Below are 16,326 nucleotides of genomic sequence, written 5' to 3'. Positions count from 1 at the left end.
TAGTGTTTCGGTGGTCATAGCGTGAGGGAAACGCCCGGTTACATTCCGAACCCGGAAGCTAAGCCTCACAGCGCCGATGGTACTGCAGGGGGGACTCTGTGGGAGAGTAGGACGCCGCCGAACTAATTTTGGAGAAAACCCCCGTACCGGGGATACCGGTACGGGGGTTTTCTGCGTTCCGAGACAATTATCAGGGGCGGTCTCCGAAAGGAGGCCGCCCCTTTTTCGTTGAGCGGGTTGTGCCGGCTCCTACAGGCGGCCCGCAGACTTCAGGGCCAGGTAAGCGTCCGCCAGGGCCGGGGCCAGATCGTCAGGGGTCGCGTCGACGACGGTGACTCCGCGGCGCCGCAACTGTTCGGCCGTGCGATGACGTTCCGTCTGCGCCTGGGCCGCCGCGGCCGCCTCGTAGACCGCTTCCGTGCTTCCCCGGGCCTTCGCCATGCGGGCGATGTACGGATCGGCGACCGACGCCACCAGGACCGTATGGCGCTGGGTGAGACCGGAGAGGACGGGGAGCAGGCCCTCCTCGACGGGCGCCGCGTCGAGGCTCGTCAGGAGCACGATCAAGGAGCGGCGCGGAGCCGTGCGAAGAGCGATGGCGGCCAGACCGCGGGCGTCCGTTTCAAGCAGTTCGGGTTCGAGGCCCGCCATGGCGGTGACCAGCGACGGGAGGACGTCGCCGGCCGCGCGGCCCTGGACGAGGGCACGGACACGGCGGTCGTAGGCGAGGAGGTCGACGCGGTCGCCGGCGCGGGAGGCCAGGGCGGCGAGCAGCAGGGCCGCGTCCATCGAGGCGTCCAGGCGGGGGATGTCGCCGACACGCCCGGCCGAGGTGCGGCCGGTGTCGAGGACCAGGAGGATGTGCCGGTCGCGCTCGGGGCGCCAGGTGCGTACGGCGACCGTGGTCCGGCGGGCTGTCGCGCGCCAGTCGATGGAACGGGTGTCGTCGCCGGGAACGTACTCGCGCAGGCTGTCGAACTCGGTTCCCTCACCACGGGTCAGCACACTGGTGCGGCCGTCCAGTTCACGGAGCCGGGCCAGTTTGGAGGGGAGGTGCTTGCGGCTGGTGAAGGGAGGCAGGACGCGTACGGTCCAGGGGACCTTGTGGTTGCCCTGGCGGGCGAAGAGGCCCAGGGGGCCGTACGAGCGGATGGTGACGCGGTCCGCTCGGCGGTCGCCGCGGCGGGTGGGGCGCAGACGGGTCGTCACACGGCGGCGTTCGCCCGCGGGCACGGCCGGCCGGTGCCGGGAGGAGGCGACCTCGGTGCCCGCCTCCCAACTGCTCGGCGGCCAGGCGTCCCGGAGGTGGGCACGCAGCGGGCGGCCCGAGGGATTGGTGACGGTGAGGGTGACATCCGCGGATTCGCCGAGGCGTACCGAGGTGTCGCCGGAGCGCGTCAGGCCGAGGCGTCGGACGGGGGCCGCGAGCGCGGCGTCGCAGGCGCAGGCCAGGGCCAGAGGGGCGTTCACCGCGAGGATGCCCGTCCAGCTCGGCTCCCAGATGCCGACGGGGAGTGCGCCGAGAGCCGCGAGGAGAGCGGCGCGTCCGGTGAACGCCATCAGCGGGGGACGGGGACGTGGGTGAGGATCGCGTTGATGACGGAGTCGGCCGTCACGCCCTCCATCTCGGCTTCGGGGCGCAGTTGGACACGGTGGCGGAGGGTGGGGAGGGCGAGGGCCTTCACGTCGTCGGGGATGACGTAGTCGCGGCCCGTCAGCCAGGCCCAGGCGCGGGCGGTGGCGAGGAGGGCGGTCGCGCCGCGCGGTGAGACACCGAGCGAGAGGGACGGCGACTCGCGGGTGGCGCGGCAGATGTCGACGACGTAGCCGGTGATCTCCGGGGAGACCGCCGTCTTCGCGACGGCGGCGCGGGCGGCCTCGAGGTCGGCGGGGCCGGCGACGGGGCGCAGGCCGGCGGCGCGCAGGTCGCGGGGGTTGAAGCCGTCGGTGTGCCGGGTGAGGACGGCGATCTCGTCCTGCCGGCTGGGCAGCGGGATCGTCAGCTTCAGCAGGAAGCGGTCCAGTTGGGCTTCGGGGAGGGGATACGTGCCCTCGTATTCGACCGGGTTCTGGGTCGCGGCGACGAGGAAGGGCTCGGGGAGCGGCCGGGGGGTGCCGTCGACCGTGACCTGGCGTTCCTCCATGGCTTCCAGCAGGGACGCCTGGGTCTTCGGGGGCGTGCGGTTGATCTCGTCGGCCAGCAGCAGGTTGGTGAAGACCGGGCCGGGCTGGAAGGAGAATTCGGCGGTGCGGGCGTCGTAGACGAGGGAGCCGGTGATGTCGCTCGGCATCAGGTCGGGGGTGAACTGGACGCGTTTGGTGTCGAGTTCGAGAGCCGATGCCAGAGCGCGGACCAGCAGAGTCTTGGCCACTCCCGGGACGCCTTCGAGCAGGACGTGTCCGCGGCAGAGAAGGGCGACGACGAGGCCGGTCACGGCGGGGTCCTGGCCGACCACGGCTTTGGCGATCTCGGCGCGCAGGGACTCCAGAGACGCGCGGGCGCTGCTCGCATCCCCGGAATGTCCGGCGTATCCGGCGTTGTCAGTGGTCGGGTCCATCATGAATGGCGTACCTCTCTTGCGAGGGCGTCGAGTTGGTCGGCGAGGGAGATGAGGGCTGCGTCGTCGTGCGGTGACGGCCCGAAGAGGAGCTGGTGCAGGGACTGGCCGTCGCCGTCGAGGTGGGCGGACAGAGCGGGGAGCAGGGCCTCGGGCGTGTGTGCCTGGGCCGGGGGGACGCCGACGAGGGGGGCGAGGCGGGTGCGGGTGGTGGAGCGCAGAGCGGTGGCCGCTCGGTCGCGGGCGTTGGCCTTGCGGTAGAGGCGGGCGCGGCCTTCGACGGTCTCGGAGGCCCGGATCGCCACCGGAAGTCGTTCGGGTACGAGGGGGCCCAGTCGGCGTGCCCGCCACAGGGCGGCCAGGGCTGCCGCGACGAAGAGCTGCAGCGTGCCCCAGAGCCAGCCCGAGGGGAGCAGGTCGAAGAAGCTCCGGTCGCCCGCGTCGGTGGCCGAGGTGTCGGAGAGCGAGGGGAGGTACCAGACCAGGTGGGAGCGGGAGCCGAGGAGTTGGAGGGCGAGCGAGGCGTTGCCCTGCTCGTCGAGACGTTCGTTGTAGAGGATGTCGGGGGCGCCGAGGACGACGGTGTCGCCGCTTGCCGAGCGGGCGTGGAGGCGCAGCAGTGTGGGCTGTCCGTCGCTCGGGTAACAGGCGTCGGCGTCCTGGGCGGTGGTGGAGTAGCGGACGCCGCCCGTGTCGGCGCTGCCCGCTCGCCGGGCGGCGGGAAGCGTGCAGTCGGGGGAGAGCGTCGAGTCGAAGCTGACCGCGGGGTCGGCGGACACACCGGGGGCGAGCGTGGCGACGGAGGGCCGGCCGGGGGCGATCAGGACGGTACGGCCGGCGGAGTTCGCCGTCGCCGCGCGCAGCAGGGTCTGCTGACGTCCGGTCAGGAGGTCCGGGGCGGCGACCAGCAGGGTGGTGTCGGGACCGGCGGCGGCGCGGGCCTGTCCGAGGGTGCTGACCACGCGCGTGGAGACGCCCTGATCGGCGAGGAGCTCGGCGACGGCCCGGCTGCCGAGGGGGTCGGCGGAGCGGGGGTCGAGGCGGCCGTGCCGGGAGTCCGAGCGGACCACGGCGATCACGACGGCGGCGACCAGGAGGACGACCAGGGCGAGGACGACTCCGCGTGTGCGGGTCCACACCTGGCGGGCGGTGGGCGAGGCCGAGGTGGAGGTGAGAGTTGCCTCGGTCATGAGGCGGCGCCCCGGCGGGTGGTGGGGTTCGTGTTCTGGGCGTTGTGGGCGCTGCTCGTGAGGACGGGCCTGGTGCGCTCCAGGTCGCGGTCCAGTTCGGTGAGGTGCTGGTACGCGCGTCGGTCGCCGGTGCGGCCGCCGTACGTGACGTCGTCGAAGTCCCGTGCGGCCGCGCGCAGTCGGTCCGTGTGGTCCGGCAGCGTCCGGCTCGCCTCCGCGGCCGCCTCGTCGGCGGTGCGGCCGGGGCGCGGGTCGAGCAGGGCGCGTTCCTCCAGGGAGCGGACGACGGCGCGCATCCGTTCCTGGACGGCCTGGTTCCAGTGGCCCTGGGCCGCGTGGGCCTCGGCAGCGGCACGGTGTTCGGCCGCGCTCCTCGGGCGGTCGTCGAACAGGGTGGCGGACGGGACGGGCGTGCGGTGCGGGGTTCCCAGGCGCCACCAGAGGGCGCCCAGGACCGCCAGTACCGCGAGGACGATGACGACGAGGCCGAGCGTTCCGCCGGGTGTCGCGGTGGAGGCGGCGCCGAACAGCTTGTCGACCCAGTCCCAGAAGGCGTTCAGGGCGCGCTGGACCAGGCCCGGGTCGTTCTCGTGGTACATCCGCTTGGACAGCTCGCGTCTGGCCGCCTCCCGCGCGGGATCGCGCGGAGTCGTCACCGGTGGCGCGTCGCCGCGCGCCAGTGCGAGCACGGCTGTGGCACCGGTGTGTGGTCCTGCGAGCACTGCTGTGAAGGCTCCCCCCGCCCCGTTCACCGCATCAGCTCCCCGGTGTGGTGCCGGAGGGCTCGGTGCCGTAGTCCGGCACGCCGGCGGCGCGGGCCAGGTCGAGATCGAGCGCCTCGCGGCGGATGCGCTGGTCGATGTACAGGAGCACGGTGACGCCCGCGCTGATCGGGAGGGTGAGCATGGAGCCGATCACCGAGCCGATGCCGCTGACGATGAGGAACGTCCAGCCGATGTCGCCGCCGCTGCTGTCGAGCAGGCCGCTGAAGCCGTCGCCGCTCAGCGCCGCGGCGAGGAGGGCGAAGGGGATGACGACGATCGACGCCACGATGTTGGCGATGATCGTGGCCAGCAGCTGGATGCCGAAGACCCGCCACCAGGAGCCGCGGACGAGCTTCGCGGAGCGGCTCATCGACTTCACGATGCCCTGCTTCTCCAGCATCAGAGCGGGCGAGGAGAGCGAGAAGCGGACCATCAGCCAGATGGCGACGACGGCGGCGGCGAGGCCGCCGAGTACGGCGAGTGCCGCGCCGGCGTCCCCCGAGCCGGCGACGGCGACGAGCACGCCGGGAAGGGTGCCGACGCCGACGATCAGGATGGCGATGAAGGGCAGCAGGAGGGTCAGGCCGGACAGGCGCAGCAGCTGGGGTCGGGCGTCCCGCCAGGCCTCGCCGGTGGTGACCGGCTTGCCGAGCACCGCGCGGCTGGTGACCGAGGTGAGCAGGGCTGTCGCGACGATGGTGCCGAGCAGGGTGATGAGCAGGACGACGCCGGAGCTGAGCATCGTGTCGCCGAGGGCCTGGGTCAGCTCGCCGACGGTGGCGCTCGGGTCGCTGAGGGCGTCGGTGCCCTGGGCGTCGTTCAGGAAGAAGCCCTGGAGCAGGATGACCGCGATCTCCGTGATCACGGCGACGGTCAGCGAGATGCCCAGCACGGTGCGCCAGTAGGTGCGCATGGTGGAGACGGCGCCGTCGAGGATCTCGCCGACGCCGAGGGGGCGCAGCGGGATCACGCCGGGCTTGGCGGCGGGCGGCAGACCGCCCCAGTTGCCGCCCCAGCCGGCGGGGCCACCGGGGGCGCCGTAGCCCTGACCGGGTGCTCCCCAGCCGCCGGGTGCTCCGGGGCCGCGCTGACCGCCGGGGTACTGGCCTCCCCAGCCCGGTCCGGGCGCGGGCGATTGCGGGGTCTGGGCGGGTACCTGCGGGTTGGGGGCGGACCACTGGCCGGGCGGGGGCTGCTCCCTGGACCACTTCGGAGGCTGTTGGGGCTGGTTCGCACCGGCCGGGTCCGTGGGCTGTTCCGCGGGCTGCGCGGTGCCGGTGGAGCCCGGCTCCTGGCCGTCGGAGGGGGCGGATCCGGGCGACGCCCAGCCCGGAGTGTCGTTCATCGTCGCTCCTTCACGGTGCCCGTTCCGCGGTCGCGGCGGCAGGTTGGCAGCCATCGTGCCACGGCCTGCCCGGCAGGTGACCGGCCCCTGTATGAGCTGGACACCTTCAATTGTCCGCCGGGTACGGGGCAGACTGGGCGGATGGCTGATCACTACGCGCAATCCCGCGAGGACAGCGGGCCGACGGAGATACCCGCGATCCGCTGGCACGAGCCGCCCGAAGGACCTGTCGTGGTCCTTCTCGACCAGACCAGGCTGCCGGCCGAAGAGGTCGAGCTGGTGTGCACGGACGCTCCCGCCCTGGTGGAGGCGATCCGGACGCTCGCCGTGCGCGGGGCACCCCTGCTGGGGATCGCCGGGGCGTACGGCGTCGCGCTCGCCGCCGTACGCGGCTTCGACGTGGGGGACGCGGCCCGGGACCTGGCCGGTGCCCGGCCCACCGCGGTGAACCTCTCCGCGGGTGTCCGCAGGGCGCAGGCGGCGCATCAGGCCGCGTTGTCCGCCGGCGGTGACCAGGAGGAGGCCGCGGGGGCGGCGCTGGCCGCGGCGCGGGCGCTGCACCGGGAGGACGCCGAGGCGAGCGCGCGGATGGCCGGGCGCGGTCTGGCGCTGCTCGACGAGCTGCTGCCGGGGGGCGGGCACCGGCTGCTCACGCACTGCAACACCGGGGCGCTGGTGTCCGGCGGGGAGGGCACCGCCTTCGCCGTGGCGCTCGCGGCGCACCGGGCCGGACAGTTGCGGCGGCTCTGGGTCGACGAGACGCGGCCGCTGCTGCAGGGTGCCCGTCTGACGGCGTACGAGGCCGCTCGCAACGGCATGGCGTACACGCTGCTCACGGACAGCGCGGCCGGCTCGCTGTTCGCGTCCGGAGAGGTGGACGCGGTGCTGGTCGGGGCCGACCGGATCGCGGCCGACGGTTCGGTGGCGAACAAGGTGGGGAGCTATCCGCTCGCGGTGCTGGCCAAGTACCACCACGTGCCGTTCATCGTGGTGGCGCCGGTGACGTCCATCGACCCGGACACGCCGGACGGGGCGTCCATCGAGGTCGAGCAGCGACCGGGTCACGAAGTGACGGAGATCACAGCTCCACAGGTGCCGATGGCGGGCGCGGAGTCAGGAGGCGGTATACCTGTGGCACCCCTGGGGACCCAGGCGTACAACCCGGCGTTCGACGTGACGCCGCCGGAGTTGATCACGGCGATCGTCACCGAAGAGGGCGTTGTGTCGCCCGTGACGGCTGAGGCTCTCGCCGAGCTGTGTGACTTGTCACGCCAGGTAACGATTTAGTTAATGGGATGATGTCGTTTATGAAGGGACGAGTCCTTGTCGTCGATGACGACACCGCACTGGCCGAGATGCTCGGCATCGTGTTGCGTGGTGAAGGTTTTGAGCCGTCTTTCGTAGCCGACGGCGACAAGGCGTTGGCCGCTTTCCGTGAGACCAAGCCCGATCTGGTGCTCCTGGACCTCATGCTGCCCGGACGGGACGGCATCGAGGTGTGCCGCCTGATCAGGGCGGAGTCCGGGGTGCCGATCGTGATGCTCACGGCGAAGAGCGACACCGTCGATGTCGTGGTCGGCCTCGAGTCGGGCGCCGACGACTACATCGTGAAGCCGTTCAAGCCAAAGGAGCTGGTGGCGCGGATCAGGGCGCGGCTGCGCCGTTCGGAGGAGCCGGCACCCGAACAGCTCTCCATCGGTGATCTCGTCATCGACGTCGCCGGTCACTCCGTGAAACGGGAGGGCCTGTCGATCGCGCTGACACCGCTGGAGTTCGACCTGCTGGTCGCACTGGCCCGCAAGCCGTGGCAGGTGTTCACGCGTGAGGTCCTGCTCGAGCAGGTGTGGGGATACCGGCACGCGGCGGACACCCGGCTGGTCAACGTTCATGTCCAGCGGCTGCGCTCCAAGGTGGAGAAGGACCCGGAGCGGCCCGAGATCGTGGTGACCGTCCGTGGTGTCGGTTACAAGGCAGGACCGAGCTGAGATGACCCGTGACAGTGCCGCTTCGGCGCCCGCTGAGCAGGGGGAACGTACGGGGCGGCCTGTCGGCCGGAAGGTGACGGGCTCCTTCTGGGGGCGCCTGTTCGAAGGCGGGCTGTTCCAGGGCGGGGTCCAGGGCAGCCCGGTCCTGAGGCTCTTCATGCGCTGGGTGCGCCGTCCGCTGCTGCCCGTGATGAGGCTGTGGCGGCGCAACATCCAGCTCAAGATCGTCGTGACGACACTGCTCATGTCGCTCGGCGTCGTGCTGCTGCTCGGCTTCGTCGTGATCGGGCAGGTCCGCAACGGCCTGCTGGACGCCAAGGTGAAGGCCTCGCAGAGCCAGGCCACCGGCGGTTTCGCGGCGGCCAAGCGCGGCGCCGACTCGACGGTGACGGCGAACGGCGACGACGGTGTGGCCGCGACCAGCCGGGCGTCGAAGAACGTCACCCAGTGGATGACCGATCTCATCGTGTCCCTGTCCAGCGGTGGCCAGGGCGCGTTCGACGTCGTCACCCTCAACTCCACCCCCTCGGGCGACAACGGCGCGGGTCTCGCACCGCGCGGTTCGGGGCGTGTCGACCCCACGGTGAGCGTGCCGGAGAACCTGCGCGCCCGGATCGACAGCAGCAGCGCCGCCCAGCAGAGCTACACCCGGGTCGTCTACAAGGACGGCCGCGCGTCGCAGCCCGCCCTGGTCATCGGCAAACAGCTCAGCGACCCCAACGGCGACGCCTACCAGCTGTACTACCTCTTCCCGCTGACGCAGGAGGAGAAGTCGCTGAGCCTCGTCAAGGGGACCCTCGCGACGGCCGGGCTCTTCGTCGTGGTGCTCCTCGGGGCCATCGCCTGGCTCGTGGTGCGCCAGGTCGTCACCCCGGTGCGGATGGCGGCAGGGATCGCCGAGCGGCTCTCCGCCGGACGCCTCCAGGAACGTATGAAGGTCACCGGCGAGGACGACATCGCGCGGCTCGGTGAGGCCTTCAACAAGATGGCGCAGAACCTCCAGCTGAAGATCCAGCAGCTGGAGGACCTGTCGCGGATGCAGCGGCGGTTCGTCTCCGACGTGTCGCACGAACTGCGGACGCCGCTGACGACCGTCCGGATGGCGGCCGACGTCATCCACGACGCGCGCGCGGACTTCGATCCGATGACCGCGCGGTCGGCCGAACTGCTCGCCGACCAGCTGGACCGCTTCGAGACGCTCCTCGCCGACCTGCTGGAGATCAGCCGGTTCGACGCGGGCGCTGCGGCCCTGGAGGCCGACGCGATCGACCTCAGGGACGTCGTACGCCGGGTGGTCGGCGGAGCCGAGCCGCTCGCCGAGCGCAAGGGCACGCACATACGGGTCGTCGGTGACCAGCAGCCGCTGATAGCCGAGGCGGACGCCCGGCGGGTCGAGCGGGTGCTGCGCAACCTCGTCGTCAACGCCGTGGAGCACGGCGAGGGCAAGGACGTCGTCGTCAAGCTCGCCGCGGCGGGCGGGGCCGTCGCGATCGCCGTCCGTGACTACGGCGTCGGGCTCAAGCCCGGCGAGGCGACCCGCGTGTTCAGCCGCTTCTGGCGGGCCGACCCGGCACGCGCGCGGACCACCGGCGGTACCGGCCTCGGGCTGTCGATCGCCCTGGAGGACGCGCGGCTGCACGGAGGCTGGCTACAGGCCTGGGGCGAGCCGGGCGGCGGTTCACAGTTCCGGCTGACCCTGCCGCGGACGGCGGACGAACCCCTCAGGGGATCGCCGATACCGCTGGAGCCCAAGGACTCGCGGCGCAACCGCGGACTCGACGACGCCGGTCTGCCGCACGCCGGCGGTACCAAGCTCGCCACCGTGCCCGTACAGCAGCCGGTGGGCGGGGCCACGCCGCAGCGGGGGCCCATAGCGCCCCGCCCGGCAGGGTCGCCCACGGCCGACCCGACGGCGCTGCCGGGCAACGGCTCGCGCGTGGTGCCCCGGCCCGCCGGGTCCGTACGCCGTCAGGAAGAGACGTCCGGGGGCGGCCGTGAACAGACCGCGCCGGAGCAGGGCGGCGGGGAACAGACCGGTCCGGAGCAGGGGCGGGACGGCCGGACGCCGGAGGAGCTCGGACATGGGGAGGTATTCCGTGGGCGCTGACCGCGGGGGGAACGGCGTCCGCGGACGCCGTCCGGTGCGCGTCATGGCGTACGCGAGCTGTGGGGCCCTGCTGCTGGCGGGGTGCGCCTCGATGCCCGACAGCGGAGACCTGCGGCAGGTGGAGTCCACCCCGCGACAGGACTCCCAGGTCCGCGTCTACGCGATTCCGCCACGTCCCGGCGCCTCGGCGGACGAGATCGTGCAGGGCTTCCTGGAGGCGCTCACGAGTGACGACGCCAACTACGAGACGGCCGGCAAGTACCTCACGGACGGCGCCCGCAAGACGTGGGACCCGTACGCCTCCACCACCGTGCTCGACGACGCGCCGGACCCGGTGATGGTGCCGACGGACACCAAGGACGGCACGCGGGATGTCCAGTTCCGGCTGAACGGGACCCGGGTCGCCGGCGTGGACGAACGGCACGCCTACGAACCCGCGGCCGGCTCCTACAACGGCTCGGTGCGCCTGACCAAGCTGAAGAACAAGCAGTGGCGCATCGAAGGCCTGCCCGCGGGTGTGGTCATGGGCTCGTCCGACTTCCAGCGCAACTACGTCTCCGTCAACAAGTACTACTACGCGTCGAACGGCACCTCCGGGGCCGGCCGGCCGCTGGCGACGGTCGCGGACCCCGTCTACGTGCGCGCGCAGGTGGACCCGATGACGCAGATCGTGCGGGCGCTGCTGCGGGGGCCCACGAAGTGGCTGGACCCGGAGGTCACGTCGAGCTTCCCCACGGGCACGGACCTGAAGAGCGCCGACACCTCCCTGTCGACCGACGACCGCAACAGGGTGACGGTGCCGCTGAACAGCGAGGCCGACCACGTCGGGAACGCCCAGTGCGAACGGATGGCCGCCCAGCTCCTGCTCACGCTGACGAATCTGACGCCGACCGGTGTCGAGGAGGTGGAGCTGCAGAGGTCGGACGGCTCGCAGCTCTGCGTGCAGAACAAGGAGCAGGCCGCCGGAGTCGCCTCGCACGGTACGGGCCGACAGTCGGAGGACCAGTACTTCATCGACCGCGAGCAACGGCTCGTGCGGATGGACGGCGGCGACCGAGACAAGAACCCCGAGCCGGTGCCCGGAGCGCTGGGTGAGGGCGTCAAGAAGCTGCGCGCGGCCGCGGTGTCGCGGGACGAGACCAGCGCGGCCGGGGTGTCGGCCGACGGCCGGAACCTGTACGTCGGATCGCTGGTGTCCGGTGGTTCGCTCGGCGAGCCGGTGCTGCGGAGCCAGGGCGGCACCGCGGCCGACCGGCTGACGACGCCCAGCTGGGACGCGCGGGGCGACCTGTGGGTGGCCGACCGCGACCCGAAGAAGCCTCGTCTGCTGTTGCTGCGCAAGGGTGCGGGCGAGCCCGTCGTCGTCCAGACGCCGTTGGTCGACGGGCGCATCGAGGCGGTGCGGGTGGCCGCCGACGGGGTGCGGATCGCGCTGATCGTCGAGAAGGACGGCAAGAGCTCGCTGCAGATCGGGCGCATCGACCGGTCCACGGGGGACGAGCCGGTCGGCGCCGACGTCGTCAACACGCGCATGGTGGCCCCCCAGCTGGAGGAGGTCACGGCCATGTCCTGGGCCGGGGACAGCCGGCTCGTGGTCGTCGGCAGCGAGAAGGGCGGCGTGCAGCAGATGCGCTATGTCCAGGTCGACGGCTCCACGCCGCCGGCCACCGCGCCGTCCGCGCTCGCCAACGTCAAGGAGATCGCCGCGTCCGAGGACGACACGCTGCCGCTGGTGGCGCAGTCGGAGACGGACGGGATCGTGCGGCTGTCGGCGGGGGAGCAGTGGCAGAAGATCGTCCAGGACGGAACGGCACCGGTCTATCCCGGCTAGTCGCCACGGTTCACGGCAGTGGGCCCGCCCGGTTCTCCGGGCGGGCCCACCGGCGTTCCGGGGCCGCCCGCCCGGAGATCCCGAGGCTCTCCGGGCGGGCGCCTGCGAGCCCCGACGGCTCCTCCTCCGTGGCCGGGCACGAACGGGACCCGGAGTTGTCCACAGGCAGTTGTCCACAGGGGTGGCCGAGCGGGCCGGGCGTTGGCACAGTGGTGGCCATGCGGGGGTGGTGGCAGGACCTCACGGATCTGGTGCTGCCGGCCGAGTGCGGAGGCTGCGGACGGCCTCGCGCGGTGCTCTGTGCCGAGTGCCGTGCCGCCCTGATCGGGGCCGCGCCGTGCCGGGTGCGGCCGGCGCCGGAACCGGCCGGGCTGCCGGCGGTGCACGCGGCCGCTCCCTACACGGACGAGGTGCGGGCCGCGCTGCTCGCCCACAAGGAGCGCGGCGCGCTGGGCCTGGCGGCACCACTGGGCGCGGCCCTGGCGGGGGCTGTGCGGGCCGCTCTGGAGGCGGCGCGACGTCCTGGTCCGGCCGGGCGGCCGGTGGCTCCGCAGGGGCGGCTGAGGCGCTGGAGAGGGGAAGCGGGGTGCGAGCGGGAGTGGCTGGAACACGGTGGCGAAAGCGTCCCCGGCACGGGGCCGGGAGACGGGCCTGTCCTGTTGGTGCCCGTGCCGTCGGCGCGCAGGACGGTCCGGGCGCGCGGACACGATCCGGCGCGGCGGATCGCGCTCGCGGCAGCCGGTGAGCTGCGGCGGACGGGGACGCCGGCGCGGGTACTCGGTGTCCTGCGTCAACGGCGTGCGGTGGCCGACCAGTCGGGGCTGAACTCCCGGCAGAGGCTGGACAATCTGGCCGGTGCCCTGGAGGTCGTGGCGGGCGGTGCGCGGCTGCTGGCCGAGGGAGGCCGGGTGGTGCTGGTGGACGACCTGATGACGACGGGCGCCTCGCTGACGGAGGCGGCGCGGGCGCTGCGGGTGGCACGGGCGGCGCCGGAGGGCGTGTACGCGGGGCAGGGGACGCCGAAACTGCCGGACCTGCCGGAACTACCGGAACTACCGGAAGTGGACGGGCGAATCGTGGGTAGAGGGCAGGTCAGAGGGACGCACGGTGACACGGTCTGCTCGGCCGTGGTCGCCGCACCACCGGACGCCTTCGAAATAAACCGGAACTGACTGAGAACTTGCATCGTTGCAGGTAATGACCCGGTCAATTCACCTGAACGGAGGTACGCCGCAGTAGAGGGTGACGACATCCGTCCGGGCGAGATATGTTCGGTTGTGAGGCAATGGCGCAGGCCGGGCCTCGCGCACCCGAATGCCGTGCCGCGGGTTTTTCCGAATCACCCGCATCGGTGGGGTGGAGATCTTGTCCTCGGGGGAGGAGGAGGTGAACGTCACCGAGTCCGAGGTTCCGGTGCTCACCGGAACCTGGTGCAAAAGGGAGATGCTCCGCCAGTGGAGCGGGGCTATCCGGGAACGGAGTTCTGCGTGGACATCGTCGTCAAGGGCCGCAAGACCGAGGTGCCCGAGCGGTTCCGCAAGCACGTGGCCGAGAAGCTGAAGCTGGAGAAGATCCAGAAGCTCGATGGCAAGGTGATCAGCCTCGACGTCGAGGTGTCCAAGGAGCCCAACCCCCGACAGGCCGACCGCTGTGACCGGGTGGAGATCACGCTCCACTCCCGCGGACCGGTGATCCGGGCGGAGGCAGCGGCGAGCGACGCGTATGCAGCACTCGACCTGGCCGCGGACAAGCTTGAGGCCCGGCTGCGCAAGCAGCACGACAAGCGCTACACCCGACGTGGCAACGGCAGGATCCCGGCGGCCGAGGTCGCCGACCACGTCCCGGGTGCCGCGACCCTGAACGGCAACGGCAGCGTCGTCCACGAAGGGGACCAGGACGCCGTGCCGACGAAGAAGATCGGTTCCCTCGAGATCATGGGCGAAGGCCCCTGTGTCGTTCGCGAGAAGACCCATGTGGCCGCCCCGATGACACTCGACCAGGCGCTCTACGAGATGGAGCTGGTCGGGCACGACTTCTACCTCTTCGTCGACTCCGAGACCAAGGAGCCCAGTGTCGTCTACCGGCGGCACGCCTACGACTACGGCGTCATCCACCTCAGTACGGACCCGATGGTGACTCAGGGCGGAGCGGACGCGCCGGGCGGTGCGCTCGGCGGCTGACCCCGTCCCACGGCAGCAGATCAGTCGATCCGGTGCCCCTGGAAGCGCGTGTGCGCCCCCGGGGGCACCGGTGTGCGACCCCTTCGCGCCCCGCTCCGACACCTCATTGCCGTCCCGGCATGGAATCATGGCCGCACCGGCCCAACCGGTGGGCCGTTGCCTTGGGTTGGCGATGGCACGGAATCACAGGCCACGGCCTTCAGGGGGAGGAACGATGGCGGACAGCTTCGGACCGATGCGTGACCGGGACGCCGACCACGGCGTGGTCGCCCCGGGCCCGGACGTGGGCTCTCCACGCAAGGAGCCGATCAGGGTCCTCGTCGTCGACGACCACGCCCTCTTCCGGCGCGGTCTGGAGATCGTGCTCGCGGCCGAGGAGGACATCCAGGTCGTCGGCGAGGCGGGCGACGGGGCGGAGGCGGTCGACAAGGCCGCCGACCTGCTGCCCGACATCGTGCTGATGGACGTACGGATGCCCAAGCGCGGCGGTATCGAGGCGTGCACCTCCATCAAGGAGGTGGCCCCCAGCGCGAAGATCATCATGCTGACGATCAGCGACGAGGAGGCCGACCTCTACGACGCGATCAAGGCGGGCGCGACCGGATATCTCCTCAAGGAGATCTCCACGGACGAGGTGGCCACGGCCATTCGCGCGGTGGCCGACGGCCAGTCGCAGATCAGTCCCTCGATGGCGTCGAAACTCCTGACCGAGTTCAAGTCGATGATCCAGCGGACCGACGAGCGCCGCCTGGTGCCCGCGCCCCGGCTCACCGAGCGGGAACTGGAAGTCCTCAAGCTCGTGGCCACGGGAATGAACAACCGCGATATCGCCAAGCAGTTGTTCATCTCCGAGAACACCGTGAAGAACCACGTCCGCAACATCCTGGAGAAGCTGCAGCTGCACTCCAGGATGGAGGCCGTGGTGTACGCGATGCGCGAGAAGATCCTCGAAATCCGCTGAAGGTTTCCGGGCTGAGGCCTGCCGGGAGGCGGGCGGCCCTGCCCCGGGCTCCGGCGGCAGGGGCGGGTCTCAGCCGAGAAGGCGCCTGATCTCCGAGTCGAGGGCGTCGCGCAGCTGTGGGGCGTCCACCCGCTCGACGCGCACGTCCGTGCAGTCCACCCAGCTCGCGGCCTCCACCAGGGCCTGCGCCACCGCCGGCACCGCCCGGACGCCGTCCACCGTGACCTGCTTGGCGACCAGGGTGTCGCCCTCCCGCGCCGGGTCCACCCGCCCGACCAGCCGGCCGCCGGCGAGGACCGGCATGGCGAAGTAGCCGTGGATCCGCTTCGGTTTGGGCGTGTACGCCTCCAGCCGGTGCGTGAAGTCGAAGATGCGTTCCGTGCGCGCCCGCTCCCAGATGAGGGAGTCGAACGGCGACAGCAGCGTCGTACGGTGGCGGCCGCGCGGGACCGTCGCCAGCGCCGCCGGGTCCGCCCACGCGTCGGCCGCGGGGCGGGCGCCGAGTCCCTTGGCACCGCCCTTCACCGCCACGGGCCTGCCCCAGCCCTCCACCGACACCGGGACGAGGCCGGAGTCCGCGATCACCGCGTCGACCTGCTCGCCCCTGAGCCGGTGGTAGTCGGCGATGTCCGCGCGGGTGCCGACGCCGAGCGACTGGCCCGCGAGCCGGACGAGACGGCGCAGGCACTCGGTGTCGTCCAGGTCGTCGTGAAGAAGGGTCGCCGGGACGGCGCGCTCTGCGAGGTCGTACACCCGCTTCCAGCCGCGCCGCTCCACGCAGACCACCTCGCCGTACATCAGCGCGCGCTCGACGGCGACCTTGGTGCCCGACCAGTCCCACCACTCGCTGGTCTTCTTCGCGCCCCCCAAGTCCGTGGCCGTGAGGGGGCCTTCGGCGCGGAGCTGCTTGACGACCTGGTCGTACGTGCCGTCCGGCAGGTCGTGGTTCCAGTGCGGGCGGGCGCGGTAGGCGCGGCGGCGGAAGGCGAAGTGCGGCCACTCCTCGACGGGCAGGATGCAGGCCGCGTGCGACCAGTACTCGAAGGCGTGCGGTGCAGGGGGCGCGTCGGCCGAGCCCGACGACGACCAGTACGCCTGCTCGACGGTCTTGCGGCCGACGGCGCCGAGCCGGGCGTACGGCACGAGTTCGTGCGAGCGGGCGAGGACGGAGATCGTGTCGAGCTGCACCGCGCCGAGGTGCCGCAGGACCCCGCGGACGCCCGCCCTGCGGTCCGGGGCGCCCAGGAAGCCCTGAGCCCGCAGCACGATGCGGCGGGCTTCGTCCGCGGAGAGTTCGGTGAGGGGACGCGGGAGACTCGTCATGCCCTCACGGTAGGCCGTGGCACTGACAATCGGGCCCCGCTCCTAAGAGTGTGCCCTCCCCGTGGCAGGGCGTCTTCGCACG

Annotated in this window: 13 protein-coding genes and 1 rRNA gene; 8 read left to right on the top strand and 6 right to left on the bottom strand. The window is 71.9% G+C overall.

Features of this window, described 5'->3' with window-relative positions; all coding sequences use genetic code 11:
- The first annotated feature begins 6 nt into the window (after positions 1 to 6).
- A 5S ribosomal RNA gene (gene rrf / locus ABZT74_RS32525) occupies positions 7 to 123 on the top strand.
- A gap of 126 nt (positions 124 to 249) precedes the next feature.
- On the opposite strand, the gene ABZT74_RS32520 is transcribed toward rrf, so the two are convergent.
- From ABZT74_RS32520 to ABZT74_RS32500, 5 genes are read right to left on the bottom strand one after another with little or no spacing between them, the layout of a single operon-like run.
- The gene (locus ABZT74_RS32520) at positions 250 to 1,560 is read right to left on the bottom strand and encodes a DUF58 domain-containing protein (RefSeq protein WP_356440813.1); all 1,311 of its coding nucleotides are present in this window, start codon (positions 1,558 to 1,560) and stop codon (positions 250 to 252) included.
- On the bottom strand, positions 1,560 to 2,558 hold the full coding sequence (locus tag ABZT74_RS32515; protein ID WP_355863767.1) for a MoxR family ATPase: 999 nt from the start codon (positions 2,556 to 2,558) through the stop codon (positions 1,560 to 1,562). Before ABZT74_RS32515 ends, ABZT74_RS32520 begins: the two co-directional genes overlap by 1 nt.
- Positions 2,558 to 3,748 (bottom strand): DUF4350 domain-containing protein, encoded by a 1,191-nt coding sequence (locus ABZT74_RS32510; RefSeq protein WP_356440810.1) that lies wholly within the window; start codon positions 3,746 to 3,748, stop codon positions 2,558 to 2,560. The genes ABZT74_RS32515 and ABZT74_RS32510 overlap by 1 nt, the downstream gene beginning before the upstream one ends.
- A complete protein-coding gene (locus ABZT74_RS32505) occupies positions 3,745 to 4,470 on the bottom strand; it encodes a DUF4129 domain-containing protein (RefSeq protein ID WP_356440807.1) in 726 nt (241 codons plus the stop codon). The genes ABZT74_RS32510 and ABZT74_RS32505 overlap by 4 nt, the downstream gene beginning before the upstream one ends.
- Positions 4,471 to 4,504: 34 nt before the next feature.
- Positions 4,505 to 5,857: a hypothetical protein gene (locus ABZT74_RS32500; protein WP_356440804.1), complete on the bottom strand. Its 1,353-nt coding sequence runs from the start codon at positions 5,855 to 5,857 to the stop codon at positions 4,505 to 4,507.
- 141 nt (positions 5,858 to 5,998) lie between these two features.
- On the opposite strand from ABZT74_RS32500, the gene mtnA reads away from it, so the two are divergent.
- From mtnA to ABZT74_RS32465, 7 genes are all read left to right on the top strand, one after another.
- Positions 5,999 to 7,144, top strand: a complete 1,146-nt coding sequence (gene mtnA / locus ABZT74_RS32495; RefSeq protein ID WP_356177867.1) for an S-methyl-5-thioribose-1-phosphate isomerase — start codon at positions 5,999 to 6,001, stop codon at positions 7,142 to 7,144.
- A gap of 8 nt (positions 7,145 to 7,152) precedes the next feature.
- Positions 7,153 to 7,842: a two-component system response regulator MtrA gene (gene mtrA, locus ABZT74_RS32490; RefSeq protein ID WP_193791570.1), complete on the top strand. Its 690-nt coding sequence runs from the start codon at positions 7,153 to 7,155 to the stop codon at positions 7,840 to 7,842.
- Between the two features lies 1 nt (position 7,843).
- The gene (mtrB, locus tag ABZT74_RS32485) at positions 7,844 to 9,949 is read left to right on the top strand and encodes an MtrAB system histidine kinase MtrB (RefSeq protein ID WP_356177868.1); all 2,106 of its coding nucleotides are present in this window, start codon (positions 7,844 to 7,846) and stop codon (positions 9,947 to 9,949) included.
- Complete coding sequence (locus tag ABZT74_RS32480; protein WP_356440819.1) at positions 9,939 to 11,780, top strand: LpqB family beta-propeller domain-containing protein; 1,842 nt, start codon at positions 9,939 to 9,941, stop codon at positions 11,778 to 11,780. The genes mtrB and ABZT74_RS32480 overlap by 11 nt, the downstream gene beginning before the upstream one ends.
- Before the next feature lie 218 nt (positions 11,781 to 11,998).
- The gene (locus ABZT74_RS32475; RefSeq protein WP_356440801.1) at positions 11,999 to 12,952 is read left to right on the top strand and encodes a ComF family protein; all 954 of its coding nucleotides are present in this window, start codon (positions 11,999 to 12,001) and stop codon (positions 12,950 to 12,952) included.
- A gap of 282 nt (positions 12,953 to 13,234) precedes the next feature.
- A complete protein-coding gene (gene raiA, locus ABZT74_RS32470) occupies positions 13,235 to 13,960 on the top strand; it encodes a ribosome-associated translation inhibitor RaiA (RefSeq protein WP_355862705.1) in 726 nt (241 codons plus the stop codon).
- A 214-nt stretch (positions 13,961 to 14,174) separates the two neighbouring features.
- Positions 14,175 to 14,921, top strand: a complete 747-nt coding sequence (locus tag ABZT74_RS32465) for a response regulator transcription factor (protein ID WP_355862707.1) — start codon at positions 14,175 to 14,177, stop codon at positions 14,919 to 14,921.
- A gap of 69 nt (positions 14,922 to 14,990) precedes the next feature.
- On the opposite strand, the gene ABZT74_RS32460 is transcribed toward ABZT74_RS32465, so the two are convergent.
- Complete coding sequence (locus tag ABZT74_RS32460; RefSeq protein ID WP_356440797.1) at positions 14,991 to 16,244, bottom strand: crosslink repair DNA glycosylase YcaQ family protein; 1,254 nt, start codon at positions 16,242 to 16,244, stop codon at positions 14,991 to 14,993.
- Positions 16,245 to 16,326 lie beyond the last annotated feature (82 nt).

The sequence above is a fragment of the Streptomyces sp. NPDC005302 genome, assembly GCF_040607345.1.
Classification (GTDB): domain Bacteria; phylum Actinomycetota; class Actinomycetes; order Streptomycetales; family Streptomycetaceae; genus Streptomyces.
Note: the sequence above shows the minus strand (reverse complement) of the source record. Positions and strands in the feature narration are given on the sequence as shown.

Coding starts and splice junctions, on each gene's coding strand:
- ABZT74_RS32520 (WP_356440813.1), bottom strand. CDS start 1,560: ATGGCGTTCACCGGACGCGCCGCTCTCCTCGCGGCTCTCGGCGCACTC.
- ABZT74_RS32515 (WP_355863767.1), bottom strand. CDS start 2,558: ATGGACCCGACCACTGACAACGCCGGATACGCCGGACATTCCGGGGAT.
- ABZT74_RS32510 (WP_356440810.1), bottom strand. CDS start 3,748: ATGACCGAGGCAACTCTCACCTCCACCTCGGCCTCGCCCACCGCCCGC.
- ABZT74_RS32500 (WP_356440804.1), bottom strand. CDS start 5,857: ATGAACGACACTCCGGGCTGGGCGTCGCCCGGATCCGCCCCCTCCGAC.
- mtnA (WP_356177867.1), top strand. CDS start 5,999: ATGGCTGATCACTACGCGCAATCCCGCGAGGACAGCGGGCCGACGGAG.
- mtrA (WP_193791570.1), top strand. CDS start 7,153: ATGATGTCGTTTATGAAGGGACGAGTCCTTGTCGTCGATGACGACACC.
- mtrB (WP_356177868.1), top strand. CDS start 7,844: ATGACCCGTGACAGTGCCGCTTCGGCGCCCGCTGAGCAGGGGGAACGT.
- ABZT74_RS32475 (WP_356440801.1), top strand. CDS start 11,999: ATGCGGGGGTGGTGGCAGGACCTCACGGATCTGGTGCTGCCGGCCGAG.
- ABZT74_RS32465 (WP_355862707.1), top strand. CDS start 14,175: ATGGCGGACAGCTTCGGACCGATGCGTGACCGGGACGCCGACCACGGC.
- ABZT74_RS32460 (WP_356440797.1), bottom strand. CDS start 16,244: ATGACGAGTCTCCCGCGTCCCCTCACCGAACTCTCCGCGGACGAAGCC.